The sequence below is a fragment of the Pseudomonas sp. NFACC05-1 genome, assembly GCF_900100135.1.
GTDB lineage: Bacteria > Pseudomonadota > Gammaproteobacteria > Pseudomonadales > Pseudomonadaceae > Aquipseudomonas > Aquipseudomonas fluorescens_Q.
The window spans coordinates 101,189-116,684 of the sequence record NZ_FMTR01000010.1 but is presented as its reverse complement, the minus strand read 5'-3'; the positions used below and the strand labels follow the sequence as shown (position 1 = coordinate 116,684).

The following is a 15,496-nucleotide window of genomic DNA, read 5'->3' as shown; positions in this document are numbered from 1 at the left end:
ATTTGCGACTTCTAGTTACATTGAGGAGCCTATCCCCGGTTCCCATGGATGGTGGTGCAGACCTTCGTACAGGTGGTGATACATAGCCATATCGGATTAAAGTGATGGCCTTTTGCTGCTCTGTATCGCAGAGCTGAGCGTTCATGCCTGAGGGAAGCGTTTATGCAGGATGCGGACTCGTTGAAGCCCGGCTTCATGATTATTCACGGCAATCGCTTGGATGACTTGCGTGAGCTAGTTGTGAACTGGATGCAGCGCTACCCGTTGGCTCCTTTGGAAAACGAAGTCGTGCTGGTGCACAGCAACGGCATTGCTCAATGGTTGAAGCTGGCGCTGGCTGAAGATCCTGATAACGGTGGCTGCGGTATCGCCGCAGCGTTGGATGTGCAACTTCCTGCGCGTTTCCTTTGGCAGGCCTACAGGTCTGTATTGGGGGCGGAGACGACACCAGAGTCCTCCCCGCTGGACAAGGCGGCACTGAGTTGGCGACTCATGCGCTTGCTGCCGCAATTGCTAAGTAAAACCAATTTCAGCAGCTTGCGGCGATTTCTTCAGGAGGATGACGATCAGCGCAAACTCTACCAACTCTCCGAGCGGCTGGCGGACCTGTTTGACCAGTATCAGGTCTATCGGGCCGACTGGCTGGAGGACTGGGCGGCTGGGCGTGATCAGCTAAAGCACATCAAAGGCGGTGTGAAGCCGCTGGAGCCCGACAATCTGTGGCAAGCGGAGCTGTGGCGTGAAGTATTGGCGGATGTTGGCGAGGGTGCTCTTGAGCAGAGCCGTGCCGGTGTTCACAAGCGTTTTGTCGCACGCCTGCGTGAACCAGGGCCGCCCCCGAATGGGTTACCTCGGCGTGTGGTGGTGTTTGGCATTTCATCTATGCCGGCACAGGTTCTGGAAGCCCTGGCGATACTCTCGCGCTACAGCCAGGTGTTGCTGTGTGTGCACAACCCTTGTCGCCATCACTGGGGCGATATCGTCGCTGACAAAGACTTGTTGGGCCATGCCTATCGCCGTCAGCCAAACAGAAGTGCCTCTATGGCGACGAGCCAACATGGCCAGCCTTTACTCGCCGCGTGGGGTAAGCAAGGTCGCGACTACATCAATGTGCTCGACCACTATGACGAGCCGGCGAGTTATCGATACCTGTTCGAGGGCCTGAACGGCGGACGTATCGATCTGTTCAATGCAGAGCAGCCTTCAAGCCTGCTGAGCCAATTGCAAAGCGACATTCTTGAATTGCGTCCTCTGGCGGAAACCCGCGAAGTATGGGGCCCCGTCGACGTGGCCCTGGATCGCTCGGTGCGCTTCCACGTGGTCCACAGCGCGCAGCGTGAAGTGGAAGTGCTGCATGATCAGTTGCTCGCCCGCTTCAGTGCCAATCCGGCGCTTAGCCCTCGGGATGTGATCGTGATGGTGCCGGACATCAACGCCTACGCACCGCATATCGAGGCGGTGTTCGGCCAGGTACCGCGTCATGATCCTCGTTATCTGCCGTTTACCCTGGCCGACCAGGGGCAGCGTGGTCGCCAGCCATTGCTGATCGCCCTCGAACACTTGCTCAAACTGCCCCATAGCCGTTTTGCCGTCAGCGATATTCTCGACCTGCTAGATGTGCCGGCATTGCGGGCGCGTTTCGGTATCAAGGAAGCGGATGTGCCGATCCTGCAGCGCTGGATCGACGGTGCCGGTGTGCGCTGGGGCCTCGATGCGCAGCAGCGCGAAAGCCTGGACATGCCTGCGGGCCTGGAGCAAAACACTTGGCGCTTTGGTATGCGCCGCATGCTGTTGGGCTACGCGGTCGCCCAAGGGCCTGAACTGAATGGAATCGAGCCCTATGACGAGGTTTCCGGCCTGGAAGCCGCACTGGCGGGGCCTCTGTTGACCTTGCTCGATCACCTGGAAATTGCCCGGGACGACCTGCAGCAGCCGGCCACGCCAATACTCTGGGTCGAGCGCCTGCAATCGCTGTTGAAGGTGTTTTTCCGCCCGGTGGGGGATGCTGAAGAATTGCTGGTCAACCAGTTGCTCAAGCTGCTCGATGACTGGTTGCGTACCTGCGAGTCCGCGCAGTTCGACGAACCGCTGCCGTTGAGCGTTATGCATGAAACATGGCTTTCCGGCATAGAGGAGGGCGGCTTGTCGCAGCGGTTTCTCGCCGGTGCAGTGAACTTCTGCACGTTGATGCCGATGCGCGCGATCCCTTTCAAAGTGGTGTGCCTGCTGGGCATGAACGATGGCGATTATCCGCGCCAACAGTCGCCAGTCGATTTCGACCTGATGCGCAACGATTACCGCCCAGGAGATCGCTCGCGTCGCGAGGATGATCGCTATCTGTTGCTGGAGGCGTTGTTGTCTGCCCGAGAGCAGTTGTACGTGAGTTGGGTCGGCCGCAATATCCGCGACAACAGTGAGCGCGTGCCCTCGGTGCTAATCGGGCAACTGCGTGATCATCTGGCCAGCGGCTGGCGGTCGGCAACGCCCGAGGCGTTGCTGCACGCCTTGACTCAGGAACATCCGCTACAGCCTTTCAGTGCGGCTTACTTTGCCGACCAGCCAGGGCCTGATGGGCTATTCACTTACTCCCATGAGTGGCGTGAGGTGCATGATTCCCAGGCCGAGAACCTATCGGTCGACCTGCTGCCCGGGCTCGCGCAAGACACGCCATTGACCCTGCGCCAACTGGCCGGGTTTGTGCGTGATCCGGTCGGGTCGTTCTTTCAGCAGCGGCTCAAGGTCAATTTCGACAATGACGAATTGACCAGCCGCGACGATGAAACCTTTCAGCTCGACGGCCTTGAGAACTGGCAACACCAGGATCGACTCAGCCAGGCGCTCAAGCGTTGGGTAGAAGAGGACTACCGACCTGAGGACGCGATGGCCGAGCTTGATCTGCATGTGCAGCGTTTACAGCGTGAAGGCAAGTTGCCGCTGAGCGGCTTCGGCACGTTGAGCGCATCGGCATTGGCCGAGCCACTGCCGGACATGCTGGAGCGTTATCACGCGCAGTTGCAGGCGTGGCCGGAAATCGAGGAGGGCCAGACCGCCGCAACGATCGCGGCGCACGAACCGACCCCAGGATTGAGTGACTGGCTGGGTGGCATTCGCCGCAATGCCCAAGGTGAGCGAGCCTACTTGCAGCTGGACAGCAAGAAGCTATGCAACGACGACAGTTGGCGCTGGCACAACCTGGTTCGTCCCTGGGTGCGCCATCTGGCATTGCAACTGAGTGAACCGGGCTGCACCACGATTCTGGTCAGCTTGAACGGGGATGTAGTGTTCCGGCCAATGCCAATGCAACAGGCACAAGAACAGTTGCAGTCGCTGCTCGACGCCTGGGTGGCGGGCATGCGTGAACCGCTGCCAGTCGCCTGCAAAAGCGCATTCGCCTGGCTCGAGGAAGTGGGGGAAGGCGGGGAAGACAACGACGCGACTTCCGAGAAAGCCCGCGAGACATTCGACGGGGGCTACATGCGCACTGGAGAGGTGGACAGCTCTTTCGCCTTGCGCCGTGCCTACGCTGACTTCGATCAGCTGTGCGCCTCCGGTCATTTCGCCTCGTGGGCCACGCGCCTGTATGGCGGACTGTTCAATCATCTTTCGTCGAGCCGCGCAGGGAGCGACCAATGAAACCGTTGAATCTCAACCCCCTCGACTTTCCCTTGCATGGCAGCCGATTGATCGAGGCGAGTGCCGGTACTGGCAAAACCTTCACCATCGCCTTGTTGTACGTGCGTCTTGTGCTTGGTCATGGAGGTGAAGCCGCCTTCAAGGACCTGCTGACACCACCGCAGATTCTGGTCGTAACCTTCACTGATGCCGCGACTCAAGAACTGCGCGACCGTATTCGTGCGCGTTTGACCGAAGCGGCACAGTGCTTTCTGGAACCTGAGCGCGAACACGACAAGCTGCTGCAGCAACTGCGTGCCGAGTACCCGCCGCAGGAATGGCCTGATTGCGCGCGTCGGCTGCAACTGGCGGGTGAGTGGATGGATGAAGCGGCTGTCTCGACCATCCATGGTTGGTGCTATCGGATGTTGCGTGAGCATGCCTTCGACAGTGGTAGCCTGTTCACTCAGACACTGGAGACCGATCAGAGCGAATTGCTGGCCGAGGTGGTCAGGGATTATTGGCGTCGGCATTTCTATGAGTTACCGGTGGAGCAGGCCCGAGCCATCAGTGATTGTTTCAAAAGCCCACAGGATCTGGGGGATGCACTCGGTTCGTTGCTGACGCGACGGGATGCGACCTATCAATACAACACCCAGCCCCTTGAAACCCCTGGCTCGTTGCAGGCGTTACTTCAAGAACCGGGTGAATGGTACGGAACAGTCGGCGAACTGGAGCGTAACGCTCGCAAGCTTTGGCTTGAGCATCAGAACGAACTTGAGGAGGTGTTGCGCAGCATTCGTCCTCACATGAGTGGCAATACCTACAGAAAAATCAAACAAGATGACGTCTTCAACGGTCTCCTGAACAAACTGGCGCAGTGGTCCAGGGGGCAACCGGCACCGCATAACGTGCACGCCTTCGGTCAGACAGGCATAACACTGAATGGAAAGGCCGTGGCACCTGAACATCAGGCGTTCAAGGCGATTGATCTGTGGATCGAACAGCGCGATGCCAAAGTTGATATCCGCGCTCAACTGCTGCTGCAAGCCTTGCATGAAGTGCGCGAGCGTTTTGATGAAGAAAAGCGCCGTCGCGCCGAAATCGGCTTCGACGACTTGCTCAATCGACTTGACCAGGCCTTGCAAGGCCCGTCGGGCCCACGTCTGGCTGAGACCATTCGCAAGCAGTACCCGGTCGCCTTGATCGATGAATTCCAGGACACCGATCCGGTTCAATACCGGATCTTCGAAACCATTTACCGCATTCCCGACAACCTGAATGACTGCGGCCTGTTCATGATCGGTGACCCGAAACAGGCGATCTATTCCTTCCGTGGTGCGGACATCTACACCTACCTCCAGGCGCGCGAGGCAACGGCTGGTCGTCATTACACACTGGGGACCAACTATCGTTCCACCAAGGCGATGGTCGACGCGGCCAACCACTGCTTCCGATACGCCGAAGCCCAGCCTCGGGGCGCGTTTCGGTTCGCCACAGAAGATCAGGGCAACCCGGTGCCGTTCAACACCGTCCAGGCCAATGGGCGTGACGATGTGTTGCAGATCAAGGGGGCGGATCAACCTGCCTTGACGTTCTGGCAGCTGAAAACCGAGGGTGTAGTCAATAACGCCACCTACTTGCGTAACGCAGCTGAAGCTTCGGCATCGGCGATTCAGGCTTGGCTTGATCCCGCTGCAACCGAGCGTTCCGGTTTGCTGAAAGGCAATGGTGAATTCGTCGCCTTGCGGCCCGCCGATATCGCCATTCTGGTGCGCAATCGCAAGGAGGCTGAAGCCATACGCAAAGCCCTGGCGCATCGGCAACTGGCCAGCGTTTATCTCTCCGACAGGGACTCGGTCTTCGAAAGCGAAGAGGCCAAAGACCTTCTGTATATCCTGCGGGCGTGCGCTCAACCCACCAGCGATCGGCTGGTGCGTGCTGCAATGGCGACCCGCAGCGTCGGGTTGTCATGGCAGAACCTGGAGCAATTGAACCAGGATGAATTGTTCTGGGAGCAACAGGTCCTGCTGTTCAGGGATTTTCGTGTGTTGTGGCAGCAACAAGGCGTGCTGCCGATGCTGCGCAAGCTGCTTGCCACGTTCAAGGTACCGGCCCGTTTGCTTCTGGAAGAACAGGGCGAGCGCCGCTTGACCAACCTGTTGCATCTGGCCGAATGGTTGCAACGCAGCGCCGCCGAACTCGATGGCGAACATGCGTTGATCCGCCACCTCGCCGAGCAGGTCGGCGGCCAGAGCGAAGAAGAAATTCTGCGGCTGGAAAGCGATTCAGACCTGATCAAGGTCATCACCGTGCACAAGTCCAAGGGCCTGGAATACCCATTGGTGTTGCTGCCATTTGCCTGTAGCGCCAGGGCGATCGATGGCCGAAGCACAACACCGCCTATGTTCCACGACGACAAGGGTCTGGTGATCGAGCTGATCAAGGGGGATCTGGCCAAACCGGCACAGGCGCTTGCCAACGATGAGCGCATGGGCGAAGAGATGCGCCTGCTCTACGTTGCCCTGACGCGAGCCCGTTACGCCACCTGGATATGTGTGGCGCCTCAGGGGGCCAAGGCTGGAGGAAAATCGACAGATTTGCATAAGGCAGGCCTGGGTTACATGCTGGGGGGCGAGAAGCCGATAGCCGCGGAGAGTCTGCTCGGCGTGGTCGAGGCACTGGCCAGCGGCTGCCCGGACATTACGGTGTGCGCAGCGCCAGTACCATCGGATAATGTCAATACGGCGCCCGCTCCACCGTCGGTGGGGCCAGCCTTGCGCCCCTTGCACAAGCTCGCGGCGAACTGGTGGATTGCCAGTTACTCGGCCTTGGCCATTGCCGACGGCAATGTCCTGCTGGGGGCGGAACCGGGCTTCAGCCTTGAGCCGGCAACTGCGCTGGAAGCCAATTTGCAGGAGGAAGGCGAAGTTGAAGCCTTGCCCGCAGGAGTCGGGATTCATGGTTTTCCTCGGGGCGCGGGCCCAGGCACCTTTTTGCACGGCTTGTTCGAGTGGGCCGGCCGAGAAGGCTTCGCCAAGGCCGCCGGCGATCCGCAAACCCTGCACAACACGGTGGCCCGTCGCTGCAATCTGCGCGATTGGGAAAACTGGATCGAGCCACTTTCCGCCTGGTTGGGCAGCTATCTGGATGCGCCCCTGCGATTCAATGGTACCCAGTGCAAACTCTCGAACCTGAGCACCTATCAGGTGGAGATGGAGTTCTGGTTTTCCAGCCGGTCGGTGAACGTTCAGCGCCTCGATGCACTGGTGCGCCAATACACGTTGGGTGGTGCACCGCGTCCGGTACTGGCCGCCAACGAGTTGAACGGCATGTTCAAAGGCTTCATCGACCTGACGTTTGAACATCAGGGTCGCTACTACGTGGCGGACTACAAATCCAACTGGCTGGGCAGCAACGACCAGGCCTACGACGCCGAGGCGATGGCCGAAACCATGCTGGACAAGCGTTACGACCTGCAGCTGTGTCTGTACCTGCTGGCCTTGCATCGCCAGCTCAAGCTGCGCCTTGCCGGGTATGACTACGAACAGCACATGGGCGGGGCGGTGTACCTGTTCGTCCGTGGACACCAGGCGCCCACCCATGGTGTGCATTTCGAGCGACCGCCACGGCAGTTGATTGAACAACTGGACCAACTCTTCATGGGCCAGCACGCGGAGGCCAGCGCATGAGCCAGACCCTTAAGCAACTGAGCAACAGCCAGCGCAACGTTGATCACCCGCTGTTGTTCGTTGGCGATGCCGACAGCAGCGAGCTGCTGCATCTACTCGACAATTGGGTGAACCGAGGCTGGTTGCGAGCACTGGATCGCTCATTCGCCACCTTCATACTTGAACAGGATCCCCAGGCCCAGGCCAGTGTGTTGCTGGCCGCCGCGATGACCAGTCATCAACTGGGTCGAGGGCATTCCTGCCTGGATTTGGTCGCTACCCTGCAAGCGCCTGACTTGGTGTTGTCGTTACCTCCCGAAGGGGAGGAGGGCGGCCGATTACCATCGCAATGGTTGCTGGGCCTGGATGTCGCGCAATGGCGCCGGGCGTTGTGCTTAAGCTCGATGGTGGAGGATCGGGACGAGCCGCAGCGATTCCCGGAGCGGCCGCTGGTGTTGACCGGACAGCGTCTGTACCTGCGTCGTTACTGGAACTATGAGCGCAGCATTGCTCAGGCGCTGAGCGCCCGTTTGAGCGTGGTCGCGGTAACACCGGAGAAACTTTCCAGTCGGCTCGATGCCTTGTTCCCTGACACCTTCGAAGTTAACGGTGAAGTGCGTAGCGACTGGCAAAAAATTGCCTGTGCGCTGGCGGCACGAGGGAACTTCAGTGTCATCACTGGTGGCCCCGGCACCGGCAAGACCACCTCGGTCGTGCGCTTACTGGGGCTGTTGCAAACACCGGCCGTGGAGGAAGGGAAGCCGCTGCGAATTCGTCTCGCCGCCCCCACCGGCAAGGCAGCAGCACGCTTGTCCGAGTCCATTGGCAAGGCCGTCCGTGAGTTGCCGGTCAGCGCCCCGGTGCAGGAGGCGATCCCGACGGATGTTTCCACATTGCACCGTCTGTTGGGCAGTCGACCGGATTCGCGCAACTTCATTCACCACCGGGACAAGCCACTGGAGCTGGATGTATTGGTGGTCGATGAAGCGTCGATGATTGACCTGGAAATGATGGCTTGCTTGCTCGATGCCTTGCCTCGGCAGGCGCGCTTGATTCTGTTGGGTGACAAGGATCAGCTGGCATCGGTGGATGCAGGCTCCGTGTTGGGCGACCTTTGTCGCAACGCTGAAGCCGGCGTCTATAGCGAGCAAACAGTGGCCTGGCTGGAGGCCCACAGTGGTGAGTCGGTCAGTGCTCCGGGGTTGCAAACGGCAGTCGGTGCTGGCGATCCGCTGGCCCAGCAAACCGTCATGCTGCGCTACTCCCGACGCTTCGACGCTCAGCAGGGCATTGGGCGTCTGGCCAAACTGGTCAATGAGAAAAATGCCGCCGAAGCACGAAGCCTGCTTGATCAGCAATTGCCTCAGCTGTTCAACCTCAAGTTGCGAGGCGAGCATGATGCCGCACTCACCGAGTTGATTATCAACGGCAAAGGCGATGCTCCTGGTTATCGCCATTACCTTGAGCAGCTACGAGACCAGCGTCCTGCGAAAGACACTCCCTGGGACAGTGCCCTCTGGGCCGGTTGGGCTGGCAAAGTATTGGGCGCGTTTGATGAGTTCCGTCTGCTCTGTGCGCTGCGTCGCGGGCCTTGGGGTGTCGAGGGACTGAATCAACGAGTGGCCGCCGAACTGCGCCGCTGTGAGTTGTTGTCGGGGGACCAGGGTTGGTACGAAGGGCGACCGGTACTGGTCACCCGCAATGATTACAGCCTGAACTTGATGAATGGTGACATCGGCATTGCTTTCTGGGTACCGGGTCCCTCTGCAGAGCGGGGTCTTCGTGTGGCCTTCCCGCGAAACGATGGCAGCGGCGGTGTTCGTTTCGTGATGCCGAGCCGGCTGGTGGAGGTCGAGACGGTCTTCGCCATGACGGTGCACAAGTCCCAGGGCTCGGAGTTCAACCATACGGCCCTGGTATTGCCCGATGCGCTGAACCCTGTGCTGACCAAGGAGCTGTTGTACACCGCCATCACGCGTGCCAAGCAATGGTTCAGCTTGGTCGAAGCCAGTCCGGGCGTATTTGAAGGGGCAGTGAGTCGCAACGTGCAGCGAACCAGTGGACTGGCGCTGCAACTGCAAGATGAACTGGCAACGCTTCAACGCACTTGAGTGGGGGCGTTCAAGCATTTGTAGCCTGGGTACTGCGCTTCAGCGGTGACCTTTGCCATGGCAGAGGTCACCGCCTGAACGGTGATGGTGAAGTTGGCTTGAGGGCCGGCGGTAGCGACCACGCGCTGCATGAAGGCTCGGTAGGTTTTCATAGGTTCAGGCTCTGGTTAACGGTAATGAGCCTTCATTGTGATGATCGGGCACGACAGGATGTGTCGAGATGCGGTTGCGACACAAAATGACGTCGGCATTTCGATAATGGGGCTTATCGAGATGATCAACCGGAAGGCTATACGAATGAGCCCAGACGAAAAAATATTCCAGCTTTTGGACGCCCTGTTGCCCGATGCCGAGCGCATGCGGTTTGTCGAGTCGCGGTCGCCATGCGTTGCGGATGCAGACATTGGCATGCCGTCCTTGAGACTGTTGAAAGCGCCGGTCGACGGCAAGCTTGCGTACCTCACGATCAAGGCCGCGACCCCCCTGGCTACTATGGCCGATCCTGCGTTGCTACGCATTCTGTACCGTTCGCTACGCGATGACGCCCTCGCTTCGGATCCTGATGCGCTCAATGATCTCGGCTGGCTCTGGATCAACGGTCGTTGCGTCCCTTTCGATAGTGTCCTCGCTCGCCGATGTTTCAAACTTGCGTATGTGCTGGGGTCGGGTGAGGCGGCGTTCAATCTTGGCGAGCAAGCCTGGTACGGGCGGGGCATGGGCATTAACCAGGACCTGGCGGCCAGTTACTACGAGCAGGCCTATGAGCGCGACATCCTGTGTGCGGCGCAAGCGCTTGGGCGTTTGCATGAAAAAGGCATGGATGGCCAGGCGCCAGATTTCGCCAAGGCCACGCACTGGTACCGACTGGCTGCCGGGGCTGCGTTTGCCTCAGGAGATAAATGCCATGGGTTTTGAGAGTCGGGTATCGATGGACGGTTACAAGGCACGGTGGAAATGCTGTTGGCCTTGCTGCCTAGGGCGTAAACCAAGCGGGACGAAGGCGTCATGACATGCCCATAAGACCAAGACCTTTCACCTTTGTCTGCGATACTTGTGGCTGGAAGAAAACGGTCGCGCCGCTCAGTGATGCCCTTGTACCGGGAGACTGGTTCGAGCGATGCGAGAGGTGTGGAAACGAAGCGCTGACCTTGCGACCGGCCAATAGGATCGATCGTGCGTTGGCTGAATGGTTTGGCCGGTTACGACACTAGGAGGCGGTCATGATCGAGTTTCTGGGCCCGCGTTTGCGCGATGCGTCCCATGTGGTTGTCTTCACTGGCGCGGGTGTTTCCGCCGAGAGCGGCATCCCGACGTTCCGCGACGCCATGACCGGATTGTGGGAGCGTTTTGATCCTGCTGCGCTGGCCACGGCGAATGCCTTTCGTAACGACCCGGCGCTGGTATGGGGATGGTATGAATGGCGACGCTCGAGGGTTCTCGCCGCCAAACCCAATCCCGCCCATTTGGCCATTGCCGAGCTCGCCCGGCGAGTCACCAGGCTGACGGTCGTTACCCAGAATGTCGACGATCTGCACGAGCGTGCGGGTTGTCATGACGTGATTCATTTGCACGGTAGCCTCCACTCGCCGCGCTGTTTTGCGTGTGCCCGGCCATATGAGCAGGCTACCGATCCATTGAATGAACCTGGAGATGGACGCAGGGTCGAGCCTCCTCGCTGTCGGCATTGCAATGGCAAGGTCCGGCCGGGTGTGGTCTGGTTCGGCGAGGCGCTACCGGAGCAGGCATGGCGTGAAGCGCTGGCCGCTGCCGAAGATTGCGATCTGCTGCTTTCGGTGGGCACTTCGGGACTGGTGCAGCCCGCAGCGAAAATTCCTTTGATCGCCAGGGAGCATGGTGCTCTCGTGGTGCATGTCAACCTGCAGCGAGAATCGATCCAGGGCGAGAGGGAGTTCAGTCTCGTCGGTAAAGCGGCAGAAATACTGCCGCGATTACTTGCTCAGGCTAGCGCGTAGCGGACGTCCTCAACGGTCAGCGCACGGCTTAACGAGCGCCCTGTCTGCCGAACATGGGCCGGTTCGAGGCCCACAAGCCATCTTCTATCGCCTGGACCACGGCAACGTCGACCTCTTTGCTGAATCGCCAGGCTTGAATGCGCAACATTCCCTCGCGTTCCGGCAGCCAGTGGGACAGTTGCAAGGCGTAGGTGCCTTTATTGCCGAAGCCCAAGTGCTGCTTGATCCGCGCATCCAGATTGGCGGAGCTTCCGACATACAGCAGGCGTGATACAGGATTCAGGCGGCAATAGGCTCGATCATTCTTGCGCGTGTCCTTGGCCTCTGCAAATGCCTGATAGAGGTCTTCGCAGACAGCGTCGTCGACTGACATCTGATAGATGTAGCGCGCTTTGGAAGAGGACCAGGTCTTAAGTGTTTCCAACGCTTGAGCAGGATAGCCTTTGCGGATTTCACTGAACGGAATGAACACCTCGTGGAGGCTATCGATAGGTGTACGTTCGACGTAGCCGGCCAGATCACGCAGATGGCAGGCGATGTCGTTCAGGGTGGCGGGTGTGAGCATGTGTTCCTGCCTTGTTGAGCCGTCGAGCAAAAAAATGGGCTAGTCGCGTCGGTTGCGCTAGATTTCTGGTGCGTAAGCCGCCGCTGCGCGGCGTAATGTATCGCCTACCTGCTGACGCAGGGCCGCAGGTTCCTGCACGACCAACGAGTCGCCCAACGATAGAATCCACCAGTGCAATTGCCATGTATTGTTGACGGTAGCTTGCATCTGAAAACCCTCTGGCCGTTCTTCCAGCACCATGTCCGTGCTCAACGGCGTTTCTCGAATCAACCTGGCCTGGTGTTCGCTCACCCAGGCCTTGAGTTGGATCTTCTCCGGTTTGCCAAACTGCAAAGCGTCGGTGGCCAGGTACGTTTGCAGTTCAAATGTCTCCAGACCCTGGCATGGCGTGTCGAGCACCGTTACCGCTCGAAAGCGATGAACCGCGAACTGACGGACATCGGTATACGGCGCGGCGGTAGCGATCAGATAGGTGATCAGCCCTCGCTGGACAATCGCCAGGGGGTTGAGCGTCAGCTCACTGAGTTTGTTGGTGTGTGCCGAGTAATACTGACAATGAACTTGCTGCTCGCTGATCAGGGCATGTTGCAGGGCCTCCAGGATTTCCGCCTGGATGTCCGGCGCTCGAAGATTGAAATCCGGCCGAACGCTCGCAACTTTGTCGGGCCAGCGGGCGGCGGGGTTGCCATCTTCGAGGCCTTTGAGTTTTTGCCGGGCATGCTCGAAGCGCGGTTCCAGCACGCTCAACATGCTGGCTGGAAGGAGCGGGCGCACCGCATCTTCGACCAGCGCCAGACTGACGGCTTCAGTCAGGGTGATGCCCTGCAACTCGACGCTCACGCCCGGCTTCCAATACCAACCGAAGGGCGTTCCACCATCGTTGCACTGCAACGGAAACACCAGGGACAGGTCACGCAGGTCGCGCTCGATACTGCGGCGACTGATGGAGTAGCCCGCGGTCGTCAGGCGGGTCAGCAATTCACTCACCGTGATACCCGGGGCGCGCTTGGGCAACTGTTGCAGCAACTCCCATTGACGACTCAACGCGGTATGGTTCTTGGCTGATGGCAAGAGAAATCATCCTTGTAATAGTGAGGCGGGCCTGCGGCTAGCGAATTTGCCGGGTTGTCTGCCTATCGGCGACAACCGGGCAACCTTTAGTCCGGTTAATGTATGAAACCGATTGGGCGCTGCTGGTCGGCGGACTTGAGTCGGCACTCCGCCAGCAACGCCCCGGCCAGCTCGTCGGCAGTGGCGAATGGCTTGAAACGTCCTCGGCGCGCGACTGCCGCAAAGTCACCTGGGGTCAGGTGCCGCTCGCCTCGCAAGCGATTGGCTGCGGTGTGCTGCGGGTCTTTCAGTGCCAGCGCCTTCAAGTGCGCGGCAAACAATGCCTGTGCCTGGGCGGGGGCCAGGTAGCCGAAATGAACCTTTAGATCAAAGCGCCGCAAGGAGGCTTCGTCCAGATCGAGCATCAGGTTGGTCGAGGCAATGAACAGCCCTTGATAGCTTTCCATTTGCGTGAGCATTTCATTGACCGCGGTGACTTCCCAGCTCTGTCGTGCCTTGCGCCGGTCCTGCAAAAAACTGTCAACCTCATCGAGCAGCAGCACCGCGTCTTCCTGTTGCGCGCGTTCGAAGGCGCCCGCCAGATTCTGCTCTGTCATTCCGACATAGGGTGAAACCAGGTCGGAGACACGCTTGATTATCAGTGGCTTGCCCAATTCTTGCGCCAACCATTGGCCAAACGCCGTTTTACCCGTGCCGGGCGGACCGTAGAAGCACAGGCGTGCCTGGGGATGGATACGCAGGCCTTCAACCAGGCCATCAAGCGCCTGGTCGGCGTTGATCCATTGCGGAGAATAGAAAGTCGGCAAGCCGCTGCCGCCGTCATTGTGCAGTTTCTCCAGGCCTTGTGCTTTGAGTGTACCGTCGACGATGCAACGGATCGTCGTATCCAGCGTCTTGCCGGCACGGTTTCCTGCGTTGCGGCCTACTCGCACGGCTCGCTCCAGCACGGCCGGAGTCACTTGTTCATGGGCACTGAGATGCTCGATCAATGCTTCACTCAACTTACCCTCGCCACACTCACGCAGTATCTGCTTGCGCTGCGCCAGAGGTGGGTTGGGGATCTCGATCACCAGGTCGAAGCGACGTAAATGTGCCGCGTCGATCGCTTCAATGCTGTTGCTCAACCAGAAACAGGGCAGCGCATTCTCTTCCAGCATGCGATTGATCCAGCCCTTTTGCGAACGATTATGAGCGTCGGTGCTGGCCGTTTGAAAAATGTCTTCGATCTCGTCCAGTACGAGCAGGGCCCGTTGCGAGCGCAGCACGCTGTTGGCTGCACGTAACGAGCACAGGCGCTGTTTGGCCTGCACGGGGTCACCATCGCTGTCCGTGCAGGCCACTTCATAAAGCGCGCTGTTCAAGCGCTTGGCGAGCAATCGACTGAGCTGGGTCTTGCCGGTGCCCGGCGGACCATAAAGCAGAATATTCACGCCTTGACGGCCTTGAGCCAACGCTTTGGCCAAGTAGCGTTCAGCGATGTTCAGTGGCTGTTTGATGTGTCGGTAGTGCGCCAGGCTCAAGCTGCCTGGCGGGCTTGGGCGGAAGGCATACGCAAACAAATCCAGCGATGTGCCTTTGCTGAACCGCAGCAGCCCGGGAAGTGCCTGATTGCTCACCGTCAACATAGAGTTCAGTGCCGTCGACGCGCGGGAGTTGCTTCCCAGCTCCAACAAGCCTGCTTGGATCAATGGGCTGTTGTTCGCCAAACAGGCCTCGACGTCGGTCAGTTGCAGGCCCAACAAAACCGCCAGGACTTTCATGGCACGGTTCAATCCCACCATGCCCAACTGATCGGTGGCATCGCTGAGCACTGGGTCGATATGCATCAGCACGCAAAATCCCAGTATTCGCAATTCTGCGTCTGCCAGCCCCAATAGTCCTCCCAATGCCTCGAGGTTGCTCCCCAAGCGGTCCGGGTATGGCGTATCCGGATGACTTGTCTGGAACGAACGCGCGCTTCGGCGCAAGGCAGACAAGACAAGGGCCGGATTGTACTCGTCGACATGGTCTACCCATTTGGCCAGACCAAGCTCACGGGCCAGATCATCATCGTTGAGCCCGTGTCGACTTATTAAGTTTCGATGCCCTCCCAGATCCAGCAGCAGTTGGAAACTCCACTTCAGCGAGAGTGCGCAAGTATCGGCAGCTCGGCGGCTGTCGTGGGCGAAGGGGGTGAGTCGGGTTCCCATGCTGACTATCCTGTTGCTATGAAGAAGGCAGGATGGGATGAGGGCTGGTCAGAATGTGTCGTGGTGACAGGGAGGCCGTGGACATTCAGGCCCGACACAATTTGTCGTGCCTGTGTCTCAGTCTGGAGCCCACAACATGGACCGCAGAGGAATGGCAATGCTGAAGAATGTACTGGCAACCGTGGGTTTGGTCGTGGTGCTCAAAAAGAGCGTCGATCTTTACCAGAAGTACAAGCGAATGGAGCGGGAGAATGATGTTTGGCGCAAGGCCGCCAGTGGCAGGGATTGAGGGTCGCCGCCCCAA

At 59.2% G+C, this 15,496-nt stretch carries 10 protein-coding genes; 6 read left to right on the top strand and 4 right to left on the bottom strand.

The window, feature by feature from the left end; genetic code table 11:
- The first annotated feature begins 162 nt into the window (after window positions 1-162).
- The 3 genes from recC to recD are packed head-to-tail and all read left to right on the top strand — an operon-like array spanning window position 163 to window position 9,394.
- Window positions 163-3,633 (top strand): exodeoxyribonuclease V subunit gamma, encoded by a 3,471-nt coding sequence (recC, locus tag BLO97_RS16885; protein WP_092346910.1) that lies wholly within the window; start codon window positions 163-165, stop codon window positions 3,631-3,633.
- Window positions 3,630-7,304 (top strand): exodeoxyribonuclease V subunit beta, encoded by a 3,675-nt coding sequence (gene recB / locus BLO97_RS16880; protein WP_092346907.1) that lies wholly within the window; start codon window positions 3,630-3,632, stop codon window positions 7,302-7,304. Before recC ends, recB begins: the two co-directional genes overlap by 4 nt.
- Window positions 7,301-9,394 carry an exodeoxyribonuclease V subunit alpha gene (gene recD, locus BLO97_RS16875; protein ID WP_092346904.1) on the top strand — a complete coding sequence of 698 codons (2,094 nt, stop codon included), beginning with the start codon at window positions 7,301-7,303 and terminating at the stop codon, window positions 9,392-9,394. The genes recB and recD overlap by 4 nt, the downstream gene beginning before the upstream one ends.
- On the opposite strand, the gene BLO97_RS31660 is transcribed toward recD, so the two are convergent.
- Complete coding sequence (locus BLO97_RS31660) at window positions 9,382-9,546, bottom strand: hypothetical protein (RefSeq protein ID WP_175456232.1); 165 nt, start codon at window positions 9,544-9,546, stop codon at window positions 9,382-9,384. The two genes, recD and BLO97_RS31660, sit on opposite strands and share 13 nt — an antisense overlap.
- Before the next feature lie 40 nt (window positions 9,547-9,586).
- On the opposite strand from BLO97_RS31660, the gene BLO97_RS16870 reads away from it, so the two are divergent.
- On the top strand, window positions 9,587-10,309 hold the full coding sequence (locus BLO97_RS16870) for a tetratricopeptide repeat protein (protein ID WP_092346901.1): 723 nt from the start codon (window positions 9,587-9,589) through the stop codon (window positions 10,307-10,309).
- Between the two features lie 305 nt (window positions 10,310-10,614).
- On the top strand, window positions 10,615-11,367 hold the full coding sequence (locus BLO97_RS16860; protein ID WP_072341008.1) for an SIR2 family NAD-dependent protein deacylase: 753 nt from the start codon (window positions 10,615-10,617) through the stop codon (window positions 11,365-11,367).
- A 28-nt stretch (window positions 11,368-11,395) separates the two neighbouring features.
- On the opposite strand, the gene BLO97_RS16855 is transcribed toward BLO97_RS16860, so the two are convergent.
- From BLO97_RS16855 to BLO97_RS16845, 3 genes are all read right to left on the bottom strand, one after another.
- Window positions 11,396-11,932: a GIY-YIG nuclease family protein gene (locus BLO97_RS16855; RefSeq protein WP_092346898.1), complete on the bottom strand. Its 537-nt coding sequence runs from the start codon at window positions 11,930-11,932 to the stop codon at window positions 11,396-11,398.
- A 57-nt stretch (window positions 11,933-11,989) separates the two neighbouring features.
- On the bottom strand, window positions 11,990-13,003 hold the full coding sequence (locus BLO97_RS16850) for a helix-turn-helix transcriptional regulator (protein ID WP_072341014.1): 1,014 nt from the start codon (window positions 13,001-13,003) through the stop codon (window positions 11,990-11,992).
- Between the two features lie 95 nt (window positions 13,004-13,098).
- Window positions 13,099-15,192, bottom strand: a complete 2,094-nt coding sequence (locus BLO97_RS16845) for an AAA family ATPase (RefSeq protein WP_092346895.1) — start codon at window positions 15,190-15,192, stop codon at window positions 13,099-13,101.
- Between the two features lie 136 nt (window positions 15,193-15,328).
- On the opposite strand from BLO97_RS16845, the gene BLO97_RS31655 reads away from it, so the two are divergent.
- Window positions 15,329-15,481: a hypothetical protein gene (locus BLO97_RS31655; protein ID WP_170845902.1), complete on the top strand. Its 153-nt coding sequence runs from the start codon at window positions 15,329-15,331 to the stop codon at window positions 15,479-15,481.
- Window positions 15,482-15,496 lie beyond the last annotated feature (15 nt).

Excerpts from the sequence above, each read along its gene's own strand:
- recC (WP_092346910.1), top strand. The coding sequence starts at position 163 with ATGCAGGATGCGGACTCGTTGAAGCCCGGCTTCATGATTATTCACGGC.
- recB (WP_092346907.1), top strand. The coding sequence starts at position 3,630 with ATGAAACCGTTGAATCTCAACCCCCTCGACTTTCCCTTGCATGGCAGC.
- recD (WP_092346904.1), top strand. The coding sequence starts at position 7,301 with ATGAGCCAGACCCTTAAGCAACTGAGCAACAGCCAGCGCAACGTTGAT.
- BLO97_RS31660 (WP_175456232.1), bottom strand. The coding sequence starts at position 9,546 with ATGAAAACCTACCGAGCCTTCATGCAGCGCGTGGTCGCTACCGCCGGC.
- BLO97_RS16870 (WP_092346901.1), top strand. The coding sequence starts at position 9,587 with ATGATCGGGCACGACAGGATGTGTCGAGATGCGGTTGCGACACAAAAT.
- BLO97_RS16860 (WP_072341008.1), top strand. The coding sequence starts at position 10,615 with ATGATCGAGTTTCTGGGCCCGCGTTTGCGCGATGCGTCCCATGTGGTT.
- BLO97_RS16855 (WP_092346898.1), bottom strand. The coding sequence starts at position 11,932 with ATGCTCACACCCGCCACCCTGAACGACATCGCCTGCCATCTGCGTGAT.
- BLO97_RS16845 (WP_092346895.1), bottom strand. The coding sequence starts at position 15,192 with ATGGGAACCCGACTCACCCCCTTCGCCCACGACAGCCGCCGAGCTGCC.
- BLO97_RS31655 (WP_170845902.1), top strand. The coding sequence starts at position 15,329 with ATGGACCGCAGAGGAATGGCAATGCTGAAGAATGTACTGGCAACCGTG.